Below are 21,073 nucleotides of genomic sequence, written 5' to 3'. Positions count from 1 at the left end.
GCCTGGGACGCGTCAGCGTTTCCCGACGGGGATCCACGCACGGGCGCCGGGCGGCTGACGACAGTCCGCCTGGCGGGCTGGCCGGGGACTGGCAGGGGGAAGGGCGCGGCGGGCGGGGCGCGGTCGCCATTCATGATTTCATTGCAGGCCGGCGGGACCGGAAAAGTCTCCTTGCCGGTTTGCGCGAACCTGGCGCGGCCCTGTGATGCTTGCAGAGAGAACGAGCCGGGGCGTCAGACAGACGAGGGCGTCAAGCCCATCTGCCCGGATCTAACAAGCCATTTCCAGATGGCAACACGCTCCTGTTGGGGAAGCCCGCTGACGGCGGTGGCGTCAGCGGGCTTCACGAGCGTCAGTGCGTGCGAAAATGCGTCACGACTTCTCAAGCAATGGGTCCGGGTTAAAATCATGCAGTGGGGCGTCCGCCGGCCCCCAGCTCCGCTCAACAACATGAATGTGGACGTCACGGCCGCCGTTGCGGGAGAGGGCGGCGATAATGGCTGCGTCCTTTTCTGGATCGGGCGCATGCACCCACAATAGCAATCCGCCAGCCGCGATCTGGCTTCCAACGCGGTCGGCGTGCTTTCGTCCGAAAGCACGGGCGAGGAGCAGGCCGAGAGCGCCGCCCACGGCGGCGCCGCCAGCCGTCACCGCGATGGTTGGGATGAGCGCGGCGCCGCCTGTGGCGACAATTGCCGCCGCGCCGGCCCCAATGACGTAAGCGGGAGCGCCAACGATGGCCGAGAGGCCTTCCGTCCGCTCATCGGACGAGACGTATGCCGCGTGCTTTACATCCCCCGCATCTTCGATCTGTTTGACATTGCCAAGGTTGTGAAGGAGCGAGACGTCGCCGAGCAGGCTCAGATCGTCCTGACGCAGGCCAATTTGCATCAGGGCGTCAACTGCAGACCGCAGCGCCTGCTCTGAATCAAAAACGGCGACTGCCTCTCGCTCTTGATAGGACACATTGTCGTTCTGCTCTGCTCCGGCCACGGAACCCCTCCATGTATGCCAGCCTCCCTAAATGAGACGCTGCGTCGCCTCAGACGCTACTCGCCTCCATCTCCAAGGACAATTGGCCTTGAGCGCGGGAATGGGATTTGCGGCGATGGACAGCAAAATGACCATGAGCGCTGGCTGTTCCGATGCTGGCGGCCATGGTCATCCGGTCAACGTCGCGTTCGCCCATTTCAACGGAAGGCTAATTGCAACCCGCTGAAATTTAAGGGATCATCCCATATGGCGGGCTGCTTCCGGGAGGAAATAATGGGCTTGCCACAGGAAGCGGAGCACGCCCGGCGAATTCATGCCGCGATCGCAACCCACGCCCGCTCTGCTGTTGTGGAGCCATGGCGGCGCTTCGCGGATCCGCCAAGGGCTGGAGCGGGCGGCGCCGGGGTGCTGCGTAGCCTGGCTCCCGCCACACTGAAACCCGCCCGCCAACGCATCGACTGTATGACCAGTCGTGGCCCAGGCCCGTATCGACCGGCTCTGGGAGCGGAGCATTTGGGGAGGCTTTGATGAACAAGATTGAATTCAATCGCACCAGGAAGCCGCAGTTCGCCAGCAAATACGAGAACTTTATCGGCGGCAAATGGGTTGAGCCCAAGTCGGGCCGTTATTTCGACAACACATCTCCGGTAAACGGCCAGGTTTTATGCAGGATCGCCCGCTCGGACGCGGCTGATGTGGAAGCTGCGTTGGACGCCGCCCATGCGGCGAAGGACGCCTGGGGAAAAACAAGCCCGGCCGAACGCGCTCTGATCCTCAACCGTATCGCCGATCGCATGGAAGAAAACCTTCCGCAACTTGCCGCGGCTGAAACGTGGGACAACGGCAAGCCGATCCGTGAAACCACTTATGCTGACCTGCCGCTGGCCATTGATCATTTCCGCTATTTCGCCGGCGCCATCCGCGCGCAGGAGGGCGGAATTTCTGAGATCGACCACGATACGGTCGCCTATCATTTCCATGAGCCGCTTGGCGTTGTCGGCCAGATCATTCCGTGGAACTTCCCGCTATTGATGGCGGTGTGGAAGCTCGCTCCCGCGCTTGCCGCTGGCAACTGCGTGGTGGTGAAACCCGCTGAACAGACTCCGGCCTCCATCCTCGTCCTGATGGAGCTGATCGCCGACCTTCTGCCGGATGGCGTCGTCAATGTGGTGAATGGATTCGGCCTGGAAGCTGGCAAGCCGCTGGCTTCAAGCCCCCGCATCGCGAAGATCGCCTTCACCGGCGAGACGACGACGGGCCGCCTCATCATGCAATACGCCAGCCAGAACCTCATTCCGGTGACGCTCGAACTCGGCGGAAAGTCGCCGAATATCTTCTTCTCCGACGTAACGGGCGAGGATGACGACTTTTTCGACAAGGCCATCGAGGGTTTTGTGCTGTTTGCGCTCAATCAGGGTGAAGTGTGCACCTGCCCGAGCCGCGCGCTGATCCATGAAAAAATCTACGACCGGTTCATGGAAAGGGCGCTGAAGCGGGTCGCGGCCATCGTGCAGGGCGACCCGCTGGATCCGGCGACGATGATTGGCGCCCAGGCGTCCAGTGAGCAACTGGAAAAGATCCTGAGCTACATGGACATCGGCCGGCAGGAAGGCGCGGAATTGCTGATTGGGGGGGAACGCAATGTGCTGCCTGGCGATCTGGCCGGCGGCTATTACGTCAAGCCCACCGTGTTTCGCGGCCATAACAGGATGCGCATTTTCCAGGAGGAGATCTTCGGCCCTGTCGTGTCCGTCACCACCTTCAAGGATGACGCGGAGGCGCTGCAAATCGCCAACGACACCCTTTACGGCCTCGGGGCTGGCATATGGACGCGTGACGGCGCGCGCGCCTATCGTTTTGGCCGCGCCATTCAGGCTGGGCGGGTCTGGACCAACTGCTATCACGCCTATCCGGCTCATGCAGCGTTCGGCGGCTACAAGCAATCCGGTTTCGGCCGCGAAAACCACCTGCGCATGCTCGACCATTACCAGCAAACCAAGAACATGTTGGTGAGCTACAGCCCGAAGAAGCTCGGTTTCTTCTGATCCTTCCGGTGCGCAAAGGGGTGTGGCGGCTCCAGTGACTGATGGGGCCGTCGATATGGACAGCAGATGGAGCATGCCGGGGCGACGGGAGGGCGACCCCGGATGTCGATATGGAGGTTGCTATGGCGAAAACGATGAAGGCCGCCGTGGTGCGGGTGTTCGGGAAGCCGCTGACCATTGATGAAGTGCCCGTCCCGGAGCCGGGCGACGGGCAAATCCAGGTTGCGGTTCAGGCGTCGGGCGTCTGCCACACCGACCTGCACGCTGCTGAAGGCGACTGGCCGGTAAAGCCAAATCCACCATTCATTCCGGGGCATGAAGGCGTTGGCTATGTCTCGGCGGTTGGCAGGGGGGTCAAGCACGTCAAGGAGGGTGACCGGGTCGGCGTGCCGTGGCTCTATACGGCCTGCGGTCATTGCGTGCATTGTCTCGGCGGCTGGGAAACCCTGTGCGAGGAGCAACTCAACACGGGCTATTCCGTCAATGGCGGCTTTGGCGAATATGTCGTTGCCGATCCCAACTTCGTTGGCCATCTGCCGAAAGGCATTTCGTTCAATGAGATTGCGCCCGTGCTGTGCGCCGGCGTCACCGTCTACAAGGGGCTGAAAGTCACCGACACCAAGCCAGGCGACTGGGTGGTTATTTCCGGAATAGGCGGGCTTGGACACATGGCCGTGCAATACGCCCGGGCCATGGGGTTGAATGTCGCCGCGGTCGATATCGATGACGGAAAACTCGATCTTGCCCGCAAGCTCGGCGCTACCGTCACCGTTAATGCCCGGACGCAAAGTGATCCCGCGGCGCTCATCAAAAAAGAGACGGATGGCGGCGCGCAGGGCGTGCTGGTGACCGCCGTATCGCCCAAGGCGTTCGAACAGGCGCTGGGCATGGTGGCGCGCGGCGGCGTGGTTGCGCTCAACGGGTTGCCGGCGGGTTCGTTCCCCTTGTCGATCTTCGACATGGTGCTGAACGGCATAACCTTGCGCGGCTCCATCGTTGGCACGCGCCTCGACCTGCAGGAAGCGCTGGATTTCGCGGCGGACGGCAAGGTGAAGGCGACCGTCCGCGTCGACAGGCTCGACAATATCAACGCGATCCTGGACGACATGCGGAAGGGCCAGATCGAGGGTCGCGTGGTGATGGACCTGACGCAATGACAGGCGGCGGCGCGGGCATCGGTTACCGGCGCCGCGCGGCGCGTAAATACAGGAGGCCAGCATGACGCAGCCAGTCGGGGAGGGGCAGGTCACGGCGACGGATGCGGCGCTCGAACTGCTGGCGGAGTTGCAGGCTGAATATGGACCGGTGATGTTCCACCAGTCGGGAGGTTGCTGCGACGGCTCTTCGCCCATGTGTTACAGGCAGGGCGATTTCCTGCTTGGCGACAATGACGTGAAACTGGGGGAGATTGGCGGAGCGCCCTTCTATATCAGCGGCCCGCAATACGAGGCCTGGAAACATACGGCGCTGATCATTGACGTGGTGCCGGGTCGCGGCGGCATGTTCTCCCTCGATAACGGGCGTGAGAAGCGCTTTCTCACCCGGTCCAGGCTGTGTTCTGTTTAAGAGCAGTTTCAGTTCAGAATCCAGGCGTCTGGATCCCGACCTGGTGAGAGTCGGCGCCGCGCGGGAGCCTTGTGGCGCCAAAGCCCGGCGTTATCCCGGAAACCCGGGCCCATAGGTCCAGTTGACCTGCGGACAGGGGAAATGACAATGACCGCCGCCGCCCGCCGCTCCCGCCCGGATCGTCACGATCCGGTTCGCCGGAGGTCAATGTGTGGGCCCCTTTTTCGATGAACTGTGAGCGGCCATCCGGATCATCGCGGGCAAGTGCGCCTGAAGGACATACACAAGAATTGCCGCCGCCCAGCTGAACATGAGGATGCCGCTTGCGGCCGCCATCGGTCCGTAGATGCGCGTGCGGCTTGCCTGAACAAGGTCACCGAAGCCGAGCGTGGTATAGTTCACAAGCGCCGAATAGAATGCGTTCCCCCAACCGTCTACCAGGTTGAGTCCGATATATAACGTCGCCCAAATTCCTACGCTCGCAAACAGCATACATGACAATATGATATATACGACCGTTAACGTGATGAAAGTTGATAAAGGATTTGGTTCGGTAAATCTTTTTCTGATCCGCTCGACGCTGGAAACGATCAATAAAGTTCCAGCCAGATGCGCCAGCATGACCAGGATGCTTACGAACGAGCCTATCAAAAAATCCTGCATCATCGCTGACAATCCGTTCGCAACTGAAATCCGCCGACCGGTCCAGGGTCTAGCGGAGTACTGGCGCCGTTCCAAGCCAAATCCATTTCGTGCGGTCATGACCGGCAGGAGGCTATTGCAGGAAGCTATTGATGCGCAGCTCTCCGCTGGGAGACGCCGTGACGAGCCGTGATTTGTTGGGGCATTGCCGGACAAGGGCTCGGTCGCAGCCAGATGGCCGGGATATGCGACCAGGCTCATCGTGTGAACTGGCGGTTTTGTTGATCCCCGGCGTTATGATGGTCCGGAATGCCAAGGATCGCGTCGGCATAGCGGCGCATGAACGTCGCAAGCTGGCCGAGTTCTTCGTCGCTCCAGTCGCCAAGAGCCGCGCGCATCAGACTTTCGCGGGCTTCATCGATACGGTCCGTCATGGCGCGCCCCCTGTCCGTGAGGATGACCTCCCGAATGCGCCGGTCGTGCTCATTCACCTGCCGTTCGACAAGGCCGAGTTCGACAAGGCGGCCGACCTGCCTCGAAACGGTTGTGTGATCACGGCCATTCCGGTCAGCAAGCTCAACGACCCCGATCGGGCCAAACTTTCCAACCAGGACCAGGAGGGGAAACAGCGCGCGGTCGAGGGCAATGCCGGCGGTCCGCACCATGAATGCGTCGCGTTGCGGCCGGTTCATGACCGCCACAATATCCAGAACAGCTTCATGAAGCTGGCGTAGCCGCCCGGATGTCAGCGTGTGGCCATCGTGTGTATTTTGCACGTTTTCGCTTGACGTCATGGCCCGTCCTTTTTACGTGTAAAACGCACATATTTTCCCGCGTCACAAGGGAATTATCATGAAAGCCGCTATCGTCCGGGCTGCCGGTCAGACGCCCGTTTTCGCTGATTTTGAAGAGCCGCAACCTCAGCCTGGCCAGGTTTTGGTCAAAGTTACGGCTTCGGCCATCAGCCGCCTGACGCGGGCGCGGGCGTCCGGCCAACACTACAGCTTCAATGGGCAATACCCGTTTGTCGCCGGGGTTGATGGCGTCGGCGTTCTCGCTGATGGTCGCCGCGTTTTCTTCGCCTTCCCGGCCGCGCCATTTGGAGCGATGGCTGAACGGGTGGCGATTGACCTGTCAGGCTGTGTGCCCGTACCCGAGGGCGTTGACGATGTGACCGCCGCGGCGCTGGGAAATCCCGGCATGTCCGGCTGGATGGCTTTGCGTGAGCGGGCTGGCTTCCGTCGCGGTGAGGTGGTGCTGATCAATGGCGCGACGGGCAGCTCGGGGCGGATGGCGGTCCAGATCGCACGGTATCTTGGGGCAGGGCGCATTATCGTCACGGGTCGGAACCCCGCGATGCTTGAGCAACTGCAGACACTTGGCGCAGATGAGGCAATCTCCCTGACGCAGGATGAAAAGGAACTGCGTGAACGCTTCAACGCGGTGTTCGCCGCGGGCGTTGATGTCGTTCTTGATTACCTCTGGGGAAAGACGGCGGGTCTGCTGCTGGCGAGCAGCGCCATGATGACAGACGCCGCGCGTCCCCTGCGCTTCGTCAACATCGGTTCGATGAGCGGGGAAGAGATCCAGTTGCCCGCCGCCTTGCTGCGTTCACGCGCCACCGCCCTGATGGGCAGCGGCCTGGGAAGCGTCTCCAGCGAACGTCTCATGGCGGCGCTCGGCGAGGTTCTGGCCTCCGCGCCCGATGGCCGCTACCAGATCGGGACACAGACCGCGCCACTTGCCGACGTTGCCCGGGCCTGGGCGCGCGATACGGGAAACCAGAGACTGGTTTTGCAAATTTGAGCCGCAGTCCTGCGGGCGGCAGGCGCGCAAAAGGTAAACCTTTTGATGACGCCCACCGGCGCAAGACGGCTTTGCACCCGGCGCCGTCGACGCAAGGCGCAATTGATCGGGCCAATGGAAGACCATTGATCCTGATCTCCCGACCCGCGCGTCAGGCGTCGGGGGTCATGCCCAGAAGTTTTTGATCTTCGGCGCCTCGATTTTTGACCTGTCATATCCGGCCTTCAGGGCCGGTGCGATCTGTTTGGGATCGAGAAGATTCACATCAGGCGGCGTGCCGGCGATAATGAGCATCGCTTTGGTGCCGGTGGCCTCCAGCGCCGAGATCTCATTGTAGATATTATGGGGAATTCCACTGAGCAGGGAGCCCTCATACCCGTTGGTGAGGGTGATGACGATGGCCCGCTTCGATCCGGCGACCAGATCGGTGTGCGCCCAGCTTCTGGAGATGCCGCCGTCCATGCAGAAGCGCTGTCCCAGCTGGGTTGGTCCCATGACGCCAGGGAGCGACGAACTGGCCGCGGCCGCATGTGCGAGCGGGATGGCGTTCTTTCGCGCGACCGCCTGGTGCACGACGAGACGCTCGCCCGTGTAACAGTCATTTGCCGTCGTGAACATTTTCTCCACGGGCCAGTCAGTCCGGCTGGCTCCGGTCAGCAGCCATGCAAGGCGGCTCACGCCGTCGCCGTCCAGATGGTTGGCGGCGGCGAGGGATGCATGTCCAATTGCCCGAATGGTCTCAGGACTGCCGTCCCTGGCGGCGAAATTGATTTCCCGGGCCCGCTGCTGGCTGGCGTTGGGGGCCGATACGGGAGCGAGTTTGGCGAAGAGCGCCGGGAAGTGGCTGAAGAAATCGAATTCGGAGCGGAGTTGCCAGAAGCGGCCAGAGAGCAGGGACGCGCCCGCATAGGAGCCCGCGGAGGTGCCGACAACCATCTCGGCGATGGATGGGTCAACCCCCTGCTCGAGGAGCCCATGAAAGAAACCGCAATACCAGGCAACGTAATATTCACCGCCGCCTCCCAGCACCAGGGTCCGGTCAAGGCCGCGGGCAAGATCGGAAACGGTTGGTTTGTCGGGCAATGGCCGGACGAGACCATCGCCGTCGAAGAGTCTGCTGGAGGGCGATAGGGCCGCCTGTCCTGCGCTGGTCCCGGCGGCGCGGGCGCCAGTGACAGCTCCGGCGAGCATGGCGGACGCTGCGACGCCGGCCGCCGTATGGAAGAGATGTCGGCGAGAAAGCATGGTTTTGCCGTTGTTTCAGGTTGATGAACCCGGGATGAGCCAGGTTCATTGGTTCGGGCTAACGATCCAGGGACGGACAGGTCGATCCCCGGGCATGATGAGGATCAACGCGCGCGGCCGTATCCGCGCCTGCATGATCCCGGCAGAATGGACGAGGTCAGATGGCGGCCGGCGCCTGGCTCAATCGACCATGCGCACTTGACGCCGGCCGGGTGAGGGGAAACGTTTTGATGATCTTGCCATCCAGCGGCGCCGTGGCCAGATCCAAAATCTGGGTCTGGCTGTTTTCATAGGTGCGAATGTAGGAGCGACGCGCCCTGAGATCGATCGCCGAAGTCCATTCGGTGATCTCGGTTCCCGACACGCCGCCGCCCGCCTGGCCGTCAGGCCCGATGCCGGCATGGGGAAAGTTGCGTGGCGTCACCAGCATTTCGGAATCGAGGGGAAGGCTGAACTCCAGCGTACGCCCGTAAACGAACCGACCATCCGCGGATTTTGGCAGGGAGGATGTACAGGCCGGAGCTTGCTGGATGGGGAGGGCCAGTGCGATGGGCAAAGCGAGCCCGGCGCCTGCAAATCTTGTCAGTCGACGACGCATGGCATCTCCACTGGGCAGCCACCCGAGGCTGTGAGAAACAGTTATCATAGCCGTGGGGGGCGTCAACGGATTTTGCTGGAGATATGCTCCGCATTACGCCCGCTGCAGCTGCCTGTTTACATTAAGTTTGAAATAGAATTCACATATTATCAGAAAAATTTTCTCCGAATGCTAAAAACGCAAACTGCCCCCGTCCGGCGGCCCTGTTGGCGCGGACGATATCGACATGGGGCATGCGGTCATGCGCACGACTGTCCGTCGAGCTATTTCCGGTTTGCTTTCCCCAAGTCCCCCGATTTACCCAAGAGAAGGGCTGTATTCCATGCCAGACGGCGTATTTTGCTGAACTGGCTTGAATTCTGGTGAGTATTTCAGCGTGTAAATGAACATCTTCCCTTCTGCTTCGCACTGTTCTGTCATGCAGCATCAGCGCGGCAGGCGAGCCGCCCGAACGGAACCCGGTTGGATCGCGCGCCTCTTGTTGGGGATGGCGGCAAATGGCGCGGCGGCCGCGCCATGGCGTGGCAAAGGGCGAAGAGATCTGGCAAGGATCAGGCGAAACGCCGGGCGCCAGCGACGCACAGCACGACGACGAGGGCGGATGCGATCATGGTCCAGGCGATTGGCTCTCCCAGAAAGATCCCGGCCAGCAGGAGGCCGAAGAACGGCTGCAGGAGCTGCAACTGTCCAACGCCGGCAATGCCGCCAAGCGCGAGACCGCGATACCAGAAGATGAAGCCCACCATCATGCTGAAAACCGAGACATAGGCGAGGCCAATCCAGGCGGGCATGGAGATCGCGGACCATGTGTCCGGCAAAGTGAACAGGGTGATCAACGTCATGACCGGCAGGGACAGCAATAGCGCCCATGAGATCACCTGCCAGCCGCCGAGCCGGCGCGAGAGCGTTGCCCCCTCGGCATAGCCGAGGCCACAGATCACAATGGCGCCGGTCATCAGCAAATCGCCGACAGGCGTCCCGCCATCGTCGCCATGAAGGGCAAACCCGGCAACCGCGCCTGCGCCTGCCGCCGCGAAGACCCAGAAGGCCGGCGTCGGCCGCTCGCCTCCGCGCAGCACGCCGAAAATGGCGGTGGCCAGCGGTAGCAACCCGATAAAGACGAGGGAATGCGCCGCGGTGCCATGCTGCAGCGCCAGGGCGGTCAGCAGTGGAAAGCCCAACACGACGCCGGATGCAACCAGCGCCAATGGGAGGATGTCGCGACGTTCCGGCAGGGCCTGACGGAGCGCAAACAGGCAAACCGCCCCCAGCAACGCGGCGATCACCGCACGGGCCGATGTCAGGAACATCGGCGAAAAATCTGCCACCGCGACCCGGGTCGCAGGCAGTGATCCGCTAAAAATGATGACTCCCAGGAGGCCGTTGCCCCAACCCACAGTCCCGCGTTCCATGACTGTTCCCCGCTTTTCCGGGCCAGGCAATAACAGTCCGGATCTGGCGTGGACAGGGACAGTTCAGTACAGTTTGAATAATCTGTATGGTTGAAATGATCCATACAGCAGGAAGGGACTTGATGATGGACGGCCAGGGAACGACGCGCACCGAAGCGCTGATGAACGCCGTCCGCGCGAAGATCGCCAACCGGGCTCTGGGTCCCGGGGACCGGTTGCCTTCGGTCCGGAGCTTCGCCAGAACCATGGGCGCCTCGCCCTCCACCGTGGTCGACGCCTACGGGCGGCTGGAGGCGGAAGGCGTGATCCGCGCAAGACGCGGATCGGGGTTCTATGTCACTGGGGCCGACCTGCCGCCGATGGCTCTCGCCGGGATGGGGCCGCCAGGAGCGCGCGCCGTTGATCCGCTCTGGGTCTCCCGGCAGTCGCTTGATGCGGCCCCCTCGGCCCTCAAGCCGGGGTGCGGCTGGCTGCCTCCGGAATGGATGCCGCATGCGGCGCTCAGGAAAGGCCTGCGGGAACTGGCCCGGGCCGAAGACGGCCTGCTCTCCGACTACGGCGGCGCCCGTGGCGCGCCTGGCTTGCGCCGCCTGCTGCTTGGCCGCCTCGCTGATGAGGGCGTCGCGGCCTCGATCGATCATGTCATGCTGACGGGTTCGGGCACCCAGGCGATCGACCTGATCTGTCGACTGTTCCTGCGGCCCAATGACGCCGTTCTGGTTGATGACCCCTGCTATTTCAATTTCCAGGCGCTGCTACGCGCCCATCAGGCGCGGGTCGTCGGAGTCCCGTTCACCCCCACAGGGCCGGACACATCTGCCTTCGAGCGCGTTCTCAAGGAAGAAAACCCGCGCCTCTACATCACAAATTCCGCGCTGCACAATCCAACCGGCGCCAGCCTGTCGCCACAGACAGCCCATCGGGTGTTGAGCGCGGCCGCGGCCCATGGGGTGACAATCGTGGAGGACGACATCTTCGCGGATTTCGAGCCGGCGCTGTCGCCGCGTCTGGCAATCCTCGACGGGCTGAACCGCGTCATCCGGACAGGCAGTTTCTCCAAAACGCTTTCGGCTTCCCTGCGTTGCGGTTATATCGCGGCCCGGCCCGACTGGATCGAAGGTCTGGCCGACCTGCAAATCGCAACCAGCTTCGGCGGCCCAAGCCCGGTGGCGACCGGGCTGGTCGCGGGCGTGCTGGCTGGCGGCGGATATCGGAAGCATATGGACCGCCTGCGTAACCGGCTGACGTGCGCCAGAATGGCGGCGGCAGAGCGGCTGCGGCCGCTTGGCGTTGTTCCCTGGATCATGCCCCGGGGCGGCTTCTATCTCTGGTGTCGCCTGCCAGATGGGCAAGACTCCACAACGCTCGCGCAGCGCTGTCTGGAGGAGAATGTCATTCTCGCGCCGGGAAACGTGTTCAGCGTCTCGCAAACCGCAGGCGCCTTCCTGCGCTTCAACGTTGCGCAACTCGACGACGCAAGGACCTTCGCAGTGCTTCAGAAGGCAATGGCGAAAGGTTGAGAAGCGACGCGGAGATCCCGCGGCCTCCCAGACGATCCCAACGCTCCAGGGCGCATTCCGCAAGGCAATCTGTGGCTTGCCACCACATAACCATGCGGCAGGCGCCTGCCCCCCAGGGCCGATCCGGATTCCGTTCGCAACACGCAAAGAATGACGGCGTATTGCGACACGATGCGGCCGCTGTCCTCATGTCTTTTCAGCCATGTGGATTGCAGTGACTGTCATTGCCCGGCTCTGATCAACGGATATTGAGCCCTGGTTGCGGTTTGGTGATCGCAATTGTCACAGTGACAGCACCTGCTGTCACTTTCGACGACATGTAGCCAGATGCATAGATCGGCCCCGACGTTGGCGGTGTCCTGACCAACGACCACCCGCCACCCAGGTTGCTCAAGCCGGGCGCAACGGTCTCCACGATCTTTACCCCCGCCCAGGTCGCCCCAGGCGATCCGACCGCACGAGCACCCCGACCATTGCGGCCGCCAGCGCCAATGACACAGCGGACCCGGCTTCGGATGTGGCTGCACAACCGGAGGCGTGACTCTGGAGGGAACTGGTGTCTGTGGCTGTCACCGCCCGGAAAGGGAAATATGTCTGGTGAAACCTGCGTCGCGTCACCAGACGAGCCGGTGCCCGTTCTTCCTCCCGGTGTTTTCGACGGCGTCCTGAAACAGAAGCTCCCGGAATGGCTGACAAGGGACGCTGCAAGCCTCAGGGCGCACCCGGCTTTCCAGGACGCGTTGCGGCGCTACGCAGAATCCATGACCAGCCTGCTTGAGAACGCGCCCGACCGGGTTCGCGTGATCAGCGAAGAGGCTTTACTGCTTGTGGGCGTCGCGTTGTCTGCGATGCACCTGTCGCGAGATCCGGCGGACTCACGCTCGGGCGCCACCCTGACCCGCGCCAAAACCTTTGCAGTCCGCACAGGCCTGGCCAGCCCCAACCGTGTCGCTGCTTATGTCGGCCTGACGAAGCGGCTGGGCTACTGGCGCCAGGCGGAGGCGCCCGAAGACCGACGGATCAGGCTTCTCGAGCCGACCGAGAAGGGGAGCGGGCTCAGCCAGATATATACCAGAATGACCCTGGAGACCGTGCAGATGCTGTCCGATGGCGCCGACTATCTGGCCGTGCTGCAAACCGATCCTGATTTCCAGGGCCGCATCGCGGTCGAGGCGGTTAACCAGTATCTGGGCGGCGTCCGCGTTCCTCCCGCTGTCGAGGACGCCAGCTACTTCATGGACCAGATCGCCGGCCATCAGGTGATGCTCAAGCTATGGCTTGCCTTTGTGAAGCAGAGCAACGGTTCCCGCGTCATCAGCTACCCCTATGAGCGCCTTGCGTTGAGCTTCACGGTTTCACGGGCCCATATCCGGCGCATGATAGAGGCCGGGCGGGAACGGGGGTTGTTTATCATCCACGCGCCCGGTGGACGGGCGATCGAAATCCTGCCGAAGTTTGTCGATCTGCAGGAAACGGTTGCATCGCTGGTCTTTGCCCAAGTCAAGAAAGGAGCCGACATCGCTGCCGCGGCGGCAGGGCGCAGCCGCATCCGCTGGGACGCCGTTGGGGAAGGGGAGGTGTGTCGTTGACCGTTGATCCAACTGTTCACGCCGCAGCCACCGCTGATTGTGGATGACCAGGCAAAGCAGGCGGATGGCCGCCTTCAGTCAAGGCTTCCCGACGTTCTGGACGCCGTCTGGTCGCCAGGCGGTGCACCGCCCGCGCCAACGTTGGCGGCAGGATCGACGACAAGACCAGCTTTGGCGAGGCCATCTCCGATGTCCCGAACAAGCTGTTTGTCCCAACCAATTTCGTTCAACCAGGGGTGGAAAGTTGTTTTAATGTCAGGGTTCGTTTCCATCAGCTTGCGAATAACCGGCGCAGCTTCAGTCGTCTTGTCGAGTTTTCCAAGAACCGCAATTTTGAGGACAAGTGCGAAACGAAGATCCGATGTTATGTGAAGCATTTCCCGATAAGCTTGAACATAATCACCCTCCGCAAAATAGGCGATTGTAATCGGGGGCGCCCAGTTCTTGAGATTGATCCCGAAGTCATGCCGCGCCCGGTTGAAAATTTCAAGCGCTTCCCCGCTGCGTCGCAATCTTGCAAGGCGATCCGCGATACGAATTTGTGAATAGATGTCACCTGGATAGTTTTTCCGAATTTCTCGCTGAAGCGCGTCGAATTCCGCAATCTTCCCCTGACGGAGGGAAAGCCGCATGAGCGCGATCTTTGTCAAATAGCTTTCAGGTGCAAGCTCCGCCGCCTTTTGTGCTGCCTGGTCGGCATGCTCAATGAGCAATGCCCGCTGCTTTCGGTCGCCTTTTAGATAATATAATGATCTGACCGTATATAAGTTACTTAATACAGCCCACGTTGCGGCGTCTTTTGGATTGGAATTAACAATTTTTTCCAGGCATTCACGAATCTTGAGGTAAGCTATATCGTTTGCAATAATTTCATCGATCTGGGCGCGGAACAGGCAGGTTGGCCTTGAAAGGAAATTTCCGCGATACCTTTCGAATGTCGATGATGCGGCGGCCCCTGTGCCCAGGATCTGAAAAGCTATTTTATCAATCGCTACATTGATTGACGTTGCGGTCAGCTCTGACAGGTTTTCTCTCGAAGACCAGAGGATGCGGTTGGAGGCGGTGTCTTTCAGTTTCCAGATCAGTTCGGGCGTTGCGCCATTCGTGATGCTTCCAGCCAAATCAAAGACGATGCTGTTCCCCGGATCATTTTTTGTCGTTGGCACGCGCCCGGCCATTTCGCCTGACGCCCCAGGCGGGATGACCTCCGCGAGCTTGATGCGAGAAAGGGCCGGGGCTAAACGGATATCAATTTCCCGGGCAAGCAGGCGCGCCTGCTCTCCGGCATATTCGACGGGCTGAACGTCGATAATGAGATGTTCGGGTATCGGCGCCGCTTTCTGCCGCCATCCAGGGAAGGCCATCAGGCTAAAGGCGATAACGGGCAACCCGCAGGCCGCCAGCAAAATGCCCCTGTGGAACGCGCGCCCGCGGGTGGACAGCGAAAGGGCCGCCGCGCCTGGTTCGGGAGCGTCTGGCTCCGGCGCAATCCTGGCTGAGAAGTCTGGCGACGGCATTGCCGGATTGGGCTGTCGGGGGGCGTCCGGAATGCTGAAGGTGGGTGTGTAGCCGCCTTTCGGCAAGCTGATGATCACGAGGGGGGCTGTTTCGGATGTCTGGTAGTAGGCCTGTAACGCCTTCCTGACGCGCCCGGCCGTCGTGCGCACAATTGTGTCGCTGGACGGATCGAACCCGGGGCTTCTTCCGAATCCTTCAACGGCGATAGTATAGGCCTTGAGACGGGCGCCGCGCCCATGGAGCGTCTCGGTTACGACAAACTCCAGGAACGCGCGTACAATCGGTGCATTCGTGAATTGCTCCGAGTTGAGAATCCGCCGCAATTCGTCGACTGCCAGGACGATTTTCTCATCAGGAAGCATGGTGTTCATTGCTGTCATGCAGTTTAAGTGATCTCATCCGCCGCAAAATGAGATGTTTCTTTGGTTTCCTGCCCATATCTAATATTAAAGTGAGTGCTGCATGAGTGTTGATCAGATTGTTGCTTTATCTGTCGCTTCGATGTATAAAACGACGCTTGCAGATCGAAATACCGACTAAATAGTGCTATAGCGCGTTGGCGTTGCCATATCAAGTTGTGGGGTGAGGGCTGCGCCCGACCCACCCCAAAAAGACCGCAGCAATTCCGGCTTCTGTTGTCAATTTCGGCGGCGCATCTGCACTAAAACTGGTGAGCTATCCCCACAGCCCAGGGCCTCCACGGCGTTGAACGCACTCTGGACGTGAGGTGGAGTCCACTGCGGGCGGCCGGTCGGCCATGCCCGCCAGGTCTCGCGCCGGTGAGCAGGCAAATGGGCGCTGGCAGATGGCGGCGGCGCGCCGCCAGGCTTCCGCCCAGGCAGGAAGGTTGCCGTTACCGCGCCCACCGCCTGATTTTGCAATCCTGAAACCATGCTCATCGCATGTCAGCGCTGATCAACTCACCTTCCATAACCCAGCTCGCGCCGTTGAAGCGTCCGATCTGCATCTGCCGGATGGGCGAGTAGTCATCAGGCGATGTATTTACCTTGATGCCAGGCAGCAGCAAGGGCAACTCAACGTCTGAAAGGGTTGTCGCCTGTTTCAGCAAATTTTCGCGCGTCAGATTATCTCCGCACCGCTCCAGCAGGCGCACCGTCAGATAGGCGGTTGCATAGGCGATAACATTACTGCATTCCGAGATATTGCCGCTCTTGTACCAGTCTGCGAAGAATTTCTTGTATGCGATCACATCCGGCGTGTTGGCCCAGAGTGGATCGTCGGCGCGTTTGAAGGCGAACGCGCTCATGAAGCCCTTCGCGTTCTCCGGGCCAGCTGGCTGGAGGACCGTTCCGATGGACGCTGTGACCGCTGCAAGGTAGACCGCTGGTTTCCAGCCGGTCTCCGCGATTTTCCGGATCGCCTGGGCGCCGAATTTGGGCGTCGCCATCATGAACAGCGTGTCAGCGCCGGAGGCCTTCAGGGCGACGATCTGGGAATCGATGGTTGTGTCCGATGTTTCGTAGCTGAGCTCCCTGACAACCATCTTCGCCGCCGCCGCTCCCAGCCCATCCTTGAAGCCCTTCGCGTAGTCACGCCCGGCGTCGTCATTCTGGATCAGGATGCTCACCCTGGCGCCGGGGTTGTGCTTCAGGAGGTACTGGGCGAACACCCGCCCTTCCATCTCATAGAGCGCATAAAGCGCTGTTGAGTATGGATAGTTCTTTGGATCATTCCACTTCGAGGCGCCGGAGGCGATGAGCAGTTGAGGAATTTTTCTGCTGTTCAGATATTTCTGGACAGCAGAGCTGGTGACTGTGCCGACCTGGCCGATCATGGCGAACACATCGTCCTGCTCGACAAGCTTGCGGGTCTGCTCAACTGTTTTCGCCGGATTGTACGCGTCGTCCAGGCTGATGAACCTGATCTTGCGTCCGTTAACGCCGCCACGCGCATTGATCATCTCATAGTACGCGGCGGTGAGCAGCCCGACAGCGCCATAGGCCGATGCAGGCCCGCTATAGGGCACGGTATGACCAATCCTGATTTCCCGGTCATTCGCGCCTTTGCTGTATTCCGCCGCTCCAGAGGGGGCGCCGCAGGACAGCATCGCTGCGGCGGCAAATGCTGGAGCCAGAACAGATCGGATGCCTGACATCGTCCTCTCCTCATGCCGACGATCATTGATCGTGCTGGGTTTGGGAGCATCCAGACGCCGGTCGTCTCCCTAATGACCGGTCGTGGGCGCTCCATGTGGCGCAATTCCCGTGGCAAGCGCGTCCAGATAGGACGTCGCCACGGCCTGTAACGAACGTGGGCCGTCAGGGCTCCACCATTTTGTCAGGTGGTTGAAGGCGCCAAACAGCATGCTGGTTATCAACGACGGATCGCAGGGGCGGATGGATCCATCTTCGATTCCGGCGTGCACAAGATTGCGGACATCGCGATGGAGCGCGCGCTGGCGTTCCCGGCTGCTGTCACGCAACGGTTGGGGAATATCGTTGAGATTGATCAGGACAAGGCAACGGCCGAAGTCACTACAGATCAACTCCGCATAGCGTTCGAAAAAGATGCGAACCTGGCCATACCCGTTGGCGCCCTTCTGTTTCCCCTCAACCAATGCCGCTTCGATCGACTGAAGGGCCAGTTTACGGCAGTTGTCGAGCAGCTGGTCTTTGGATTTGGCGTAATAATACAGGGCTGCCGCAGTGGTTCCGAGCTCCGCGCCAATGTGATTCAGGGATGTATTGTGATAGCCTCGCCGCGCGAATACGCGGCCTGCGACCCGCAGAACCTCCTGACGCTTGTCCTGATATCGCTTCACCCGCACCGATGTGTCCATGAAAGCCGACGGCCCCGTTCGTATATACGTTTCACAAGAACGCGCTGTTGACACGCGTTTCACTACATATCAATTTTAATGAACGTTCAATAAAATTTTTGGACGTCCAGATGACCACGCCGCGCGATGTGTTGGTTTACGGGGGGGCTGGCGGGTTCGGGCGGCCGGGGCCGCTCCATCGCCAACATCAGGGGAGCCCCCATATTGCGTGCGCGCGGTTGTGCTCCGGCGCAGGGCGTCGCGGATGGGGCGGGACTTTCGACAATGCCGCAGCCTGAACAACAGGCCGGAAGACAAGGGATGGAACATATGGGTCAGCTTGAAGGTCGCGTCGCGATCGTTACGGGGTCTGGTCGTGGAATCGGGCAGCAGATCGCGCTGCGTCTGGCCAGAGAAGGCGCGAGCATCGTTGTCAATGATCTGGATGAGGCGCCAGCAGCGGAAACGGTGGCGCTGATCAGGGATGGCGGCGGCAAGGCCGTCGCCTGCACGGGCGACGTGTCCAGCAAGGACTTCGGCCCGCGCATTGTCCAGACCGCCGTCGAAAACTTCGGCGATTGCCACATACTGGTGAACAATGCCGGTTATACGTGGGACAACGTCATCCAGAAAATGTCGGACGAGCAATGGGATACGATTATTGATCTGCACCTGAGCGCGCCATTCCGGATCTTGCGCGCCTTTTTTGATCACCTGAAAACGGCGACCGAGGCCGAAAAGGGCAGGGGCGAGCGTGTGGTGCGCAAGGTCGTCAACATCTCATCGACATCGGGGGTGAACGGCAACGCCGGACAGTCGAACTACTCATCCGCCAAGGCTGGCGTGGTCGGGCTCACCAAGGCTGTCGCCAAGGAGTGGGGACGTTATGCCGTCACCGTCAATGCGGTGGCGTTCGGCTACATCCAGACGCGGTTGACCCAACCTCTGCAGGCGGGTGAAAGCGGCGAGATTGATGTCGATGGCAGGCAGATCAAGGTCGGCGTCCAGGGCGGCCGGCTTGCGGCGCTGAACCAGATGATCCCTCTCGGTCGGGGTGGAACTCCGGAAGAGGCAGCCGGCTCTGTCTACCTGTTCTGCAGCCCGGACAGCGACTACGTCAGCGGTCAATGCCTGGTGGTCAACGGCGGCGTCTGATCTTTGGCATCCGGGCGGTCGCCGTCATGTCCGCGACATCGCGACCGCCTGGCTTCCCGGCGTGGGGCCCGTCCGGGAATTTGGCGGCGGCGATCCGGCGCGAGGTTTCTGCGTCCTGTCCCACCGCGCCATGTCCGGAGACAATCGCCAGCATCCGTTGATGATGGCGGCGATTGTTTACGCCCGGGATTGCCGGCGTGGCTGGCGGGAAGACGCACCGGATCGACCTGGCCGACATTTCCAGACGGGCGCTGGGCCCGCGTTCACACGCCCGAAACCCCTAATCGTGGAGGAACTGATGCATCTGACCGAGGGCCTGAGGCGCGCCCGTGACGGGCAGGGAGACGCCGTCGCCGTGGTTTTTGGCGAGCAGCGCTGGACCTGGAGCCAGTTCGGCGACCGGGTGGCGCGCCTGGCGTCCGTCTTCCGCGCCCATGGCGCCGGCGCTGGAGATCGCATCGCCATGCTGGGGCACAGCAGCCACCGGTATCTGGAGTATTACTACGCCGCGCTCTGGAGCGGCGGCGTCATCTGCCCCATGAATACCCGGCACAGCTTGCCGGAACTGCTCTATCAGGCTGCGGATTCCGCGCCGGCCGTCCTGATCGTGGATGACGCTTTCGCGCACTTGGCCGAGCCCATCCGCCAGGCCCTGCCAGACCTGAAACTGGTGCTGTACGCGGGGGACGCCGCCGCCCCCGCTGGCATGCTGTCTTATGAGGACGAACTGGCGCGGGCTCCCACCTGCGTCGACGCCGAACGCGGTCACGATGATCTCGCCTGCCTGTTCTATACGGGCGGCACCACCGGGCGCGCCAAGGGCGTGATGCTGAGCCACGCAAATCTGCTGGCGAGCATCCGCAGCCATATGACGGCGTCAGGCCCCACTCCGCCTCCGGCAAGCCTGCATGCCGGGCCGCTGTTTCATCTTGCGGCAGGCAGCCGGGTGTTTTCGACAACCCTGACTGGTGGTCGGCATATCGTGCTGCCGGCGTTTGCGCCGGCCGACGTGCTGCGAACGATCGCCAGGGAACGGGTGACAGCCGCGACCTTCGTGCCCACGATGCTCGCCATGGTCATGCGCCACCCCGAATTCGACGCCCATGACCTGTCAAGCCTTGAGCTGATCAGCTATGGCGCGTCGCCGATGCCAGAGACATTGCTGCGCGAGGCAATTCGCCGGTTTCCCAACGCCCGTTTCGCCCAGTCCTACGGCATGACGGAAACCTCGCCTCTTGTGGCGCGTCTCGGGCCGGAGGACCACCAGCCGGACGGCCCGACGAGCCACAGATTGCGATCGGCCGGGCGGCCTGCGCCCGGGGTTGAGGTGCGGATCGTTGACGCGGAAGATCGCGTGCTCCCTGTAGGGGAGGTCGGTGAGATCATCGCGCGCGGGCCGAACGTGATGCTGGGATACTGGCGCAAGCCGGAGCAGAGCGCGGCGGCCATGCGCGGCGGCTGGATGCATACCGGCGACGCGGGGCGGTTCGATGCCGATGGCTACCTGTATGTGGTGGACCGCACCAAGGACATGATCATTTCCGGCGGAGAAAACATCTACTCCACCGAAGTGGAGAACGCGCTTCTGCAACATCCCGATGTCGCCCAGTGCGCGGTCATCGCCGTGCCGCACGCCACATGGGGCGAGGCGGTGCACGCGGTGATCCTGCCGCGCGAAGGCGCCGACCTGGACGCCGACGCGCTGATCGCCCATTGCCGGTCGCTCATCGCGGGATACAAATGTCCCCGGAGCATCGAATTCCGGAACGACGGCCTGCCCCTGTCAAGCGTCAACAAGGTCGACAAGGCCAAACTTCGCGAGCCGTTCTGGAACACCCAGGGACGGCAGGTCAGTTGATGCGCATCCCGCGCCGGCGACGCCGGATCCCGTCGCGTGCGGGCTGTGAAACCGTGAGCGGCGAACCGGACAGGATCGGAGCGCCACGTCGTTCCCTGCGTCTGCGCCGCGTCCTTCCATGACCGCGGGGTCCTGGTCGCCAGCGTCGCCGATCCTCTTCCGGCGAGCGGTTTCCTGTTCCTCGACAAGGTGGGGTTCACGGAATCCTTCGCGGCTGATGTCGACCCGAGGATCGCGGCCTTCATGGCGGACACGCAGGTTCCCGGGTGTGGAAGGCGCTGGCGGGCGTCGTCACTGATCCGCCCCACTGGCGTCGCCTCCGGTCAAGTCCGGGGTGACGCCCCAAG

General features: G+C 61.7%; 18 protein-coding genes. 9 read left to right on the top strand and 9 right to left on the bottom strand.

What is annotated here, in order from left to right; genetic code table 11:
• Positions 1–372: 372 nt before the first annotated feature.
• Entirely contained in the window at positions 373–993 is a 621-nt protein-coding gene (locus IE243_RS15315; RefSeq protein WP_191320266.1) for a hypothetical protein, read from the bottom strand.
• Positions 994–1,081: 88 nt separating this feature from the next.
• Between IE243_RS15315 and IE243_RS15310 the strand changes: the two genes are divergently transcribed.
• The 4 genes from IE243_RS15310 (at position 1,082) to IE243_RS15295 (ending at position 4,604) form a co-directional block, all read left to right on the top strand.
• A complete protein-coding gene (locus tag IE243_RS15310) occupies positions 1,082–1,219 on the top strand; it encodes a hypothetical protein (protein ID WP_191320265.1) in 138 nt (45 codons plus the stop codon).
• A 301-nt stretch (positions 1,220–1,520) separates the two neighbouring features.
• The gene (gene adh / locus IE243_RS15305) at positions 1,521–3,038 is read left to right on the top strand and encodes an aldehyde dehydrogenase (RefSeq protein ID WP_191320264.1); all 1,518 of its coding nucleotides are present in this window, start codon (positions 1,521–1,523) and stop codon (positions 3,036–3,038) included.
• A gap of 122 nt (positions 3,039–3,160) precedes the next feature.
• Positions 3,161–4,195, top strand: coding sequence for an alcohol dehydrogenase AdhP (gene adhP, locus IE243_RS15300; RefSeq protein WP_191320263.1), 1,035 nt, complete (start codon positions 3,161–3,163; stop codon positions 4,193–4,195).
• A 61-nt stretch (positions 4,196–4,256) separates the two neighbouring features.
• Positions 4,257–4,604 carry a DUF779 domain-containing protein gene (locus tag IE243_RS15295; RefSeq protein ID WP_191320262.1) on the top strand — a complete coding sequence of 116 codons (348 nt, stop codon included), beginning with the start codon at positions 4,257–4,259 and terminating at the stop codon, positions 4,602–4,604.
• Between the two features lie 204 nt (positions 4,605–4,808).
• Here IE243_RS15295 and IE243_RS15290 read toward each other — a convergent pair whose 3' ends face one another.
• The gene (locus IE243_RS15290; RefSeq protein WP_191320261.1) at positions 4,809–5,270 is read right to left on the bottom strand and encodes an ion channel; all 462 of its coding nucleotides are present in this window, start codon (positions 5,268–5,270) and stop codon (positions 4,809–4,811) included.
• A gap of 233 nt (positions 5,271–5,503) precedes the next feature.
• On the bottom strand, positions 5,504–6,040 hold the full coding sequence (locus tag IE243_RS15285) for a MarR family winged helix-turn-helix transcriptional regulator (RefSeq protein ID WP_191320260.1): 537 nt from the start codon (positions 6,038–6,040) through the stop codon (positions 5,504–5,506).
• Positions 6,041–6,098: 58 nt separating this feature from the next.
• On the opposite strand from IE243_RS15285, the gene IE243_RS15280 reads away from it, so the two are divergent.
• On the top strand, positions 6,099–7,052 hold the full coding sequence (locus IE243_RS15280; protein ID WP_191320259.1) for a quinone oxidoreductase family protein: 954 nt from the start codon (positions 6,099–6,101) through the stop codon (positions 7,050–7,052).
• A 165-nt stretch (positions 7,053–7,217) separates the two neighbouring features.
• Here the strand turns inward: IE243_RS15280 and IE243_RS15275 are convergent, their stop codons facing one another.
• From IE243_RS15275 to IE243_RS15265, 3 genes are all read right to left on the bottom strand, one after another.
• Positions 7,218–8,297: a patatin-like phospholipase family protein gene (locus tag IE243_RS15275; protein WP_191320258.1), complete on the bottom strand. Its 1,080-nt coding sequence runs from the start codon at positions 8,295–8,297 to the stop codon at positions 7,218–7,220.
• 157 nt (positions 8,298–8,454) lie between these two features.
• A complete protein-coding gene (locus IE243_RS15270) occupies positions 8,455–8,961 on the bottom strand; it encodes a hypothetical protein (protein ID WP_191320257.1) in 507 nt (168 codons plus the stop codon).
• Between the two features lie 485 nt (positions 8,962–9,446).
• Complete coding sequence (locus tag IE243_RS15265; protein ID WP_191320256.1) at positions 9,447–10,307, bottom strand: DMT family transporter; 861 nt, start codon at positions 10,305–10,307, stop codon at positions 9,447–9,449.
• Between the two features lie 122 nt (positions 10,308–10,429).
• Between IE243_RS15265 and IE243_RS15260 the strand changes: the two genes are divergently transcribed.
• Together IE243_RS15260 and IE243_RS15255 are read left to right on the top strand one after the other, a co-directional pair.
• Positions 10,430–11,827, top strand: coding sequence for an aminotransferase-like domain-containing protein (locus IE243_RS15260; protein ID WP_373301700.1), 1,398 nt, complete (start codon positions 10,430–10,432; stop codon positions 11,825–11,827).
• 515 nt (positions 11,828–12,342) lie between these two features.
• Positions 12,343–13,416: a hypothetical protein gene (locus IE243_RS15255; protein ID WP_191320255.1), complete on the top strand. Its 1,074-nt coding sequence runs from the start codon at positions 12,343–12,345 to the stop codon at positions 13,414–13,416.
• Between the two features lie 74 nt (positions 13,417–13,490).
• On the opposite strand, the gene IE243_RS15250 is transcribed toward IE243_RS15255, so the two are convergent.
• The 3 genes from IE243_RS15250 to IE243_RS15240 form a co-directional block, all read right to left on the bottom strand.
• Positions 13,491–15,305, bottom strand: a complete 1,815-nt coding sequence (locus IE243_RS15250) for a tetratricopeptide repeat protein (protein ID WP_191320254.1) — start codon at positions 15,303–15,305, stop codon at positions 13,491–13,493.
• A 524-nt stretch (positions 15,306–15,829) separates the two neighbouring features.
• Complete coding sequence (locus tag IE243_RS15245; protein ID WP_191320253.1) at positions 15,830–17,050, bottom strand: ABC transporter substrate-binding protein; 1,221 nt, start codon at positions 17,048–17,050, stop codon at positions 15,830–15,832.
• Positions 17,051–17,119: 69 nt separating this feature from the next.
• On the bottom strand, positions 17,120–17,734 hold the full coding sequence (locus IE243_RS15240) for a TetR/AcrR family transcriptional regulator (protein WP_191320252.1): 615 nt from the start codon (positions 17,732–17,734) through the stop codon (positions 17,120–17,122).
• 309 nt (positions 17,735–18,043) lie between these two features.
• On the opposite strand from IE243_RS15240, the gene IE243_RS15235 reads away from it, so the two are divergent.
• Complete coding sequence (locus IE243_RS15235; RefSeq protein ID WP_191320251.1) at positions 18,044–18,868, top strand: SDR family NAD(P)-dependent oxidoreductase; 825 nt, start codon at positions 18,044–18,046, stop codon at positions 18,866–18,868.
• Between the two features lie 298 nt (positions 18,869–19,166).
• The gene (locus IE243_RS15230) at positions 19,167–20,726 is read left to right on the top strand and encodes an acyl-CoA synthetase (protein ID WP_191320250.1); all 1,560 of its coding nucleotides are present in this window, start codon (positions 19,167–19,169) and stop codon (positions 20,724–20,726) included.
• The last annotated feature ends 347 nt before the right edge of the window (positions 20,727–21,073 follow it).

This window comes from Camelimonas fluminis, from assembly GCF_014656355.1.
Lineage (GTDB): Bacteria > Pseudomonadota > Alphaproteobacteria > Rhizobiales > Beijerinckiaceae > Camelimonas > Camelimonas fluminis.
Note: the sequence above shows the minus strand (reverse complement) of the source record. Positions and strands in the feature narration are given on the sequence as shown.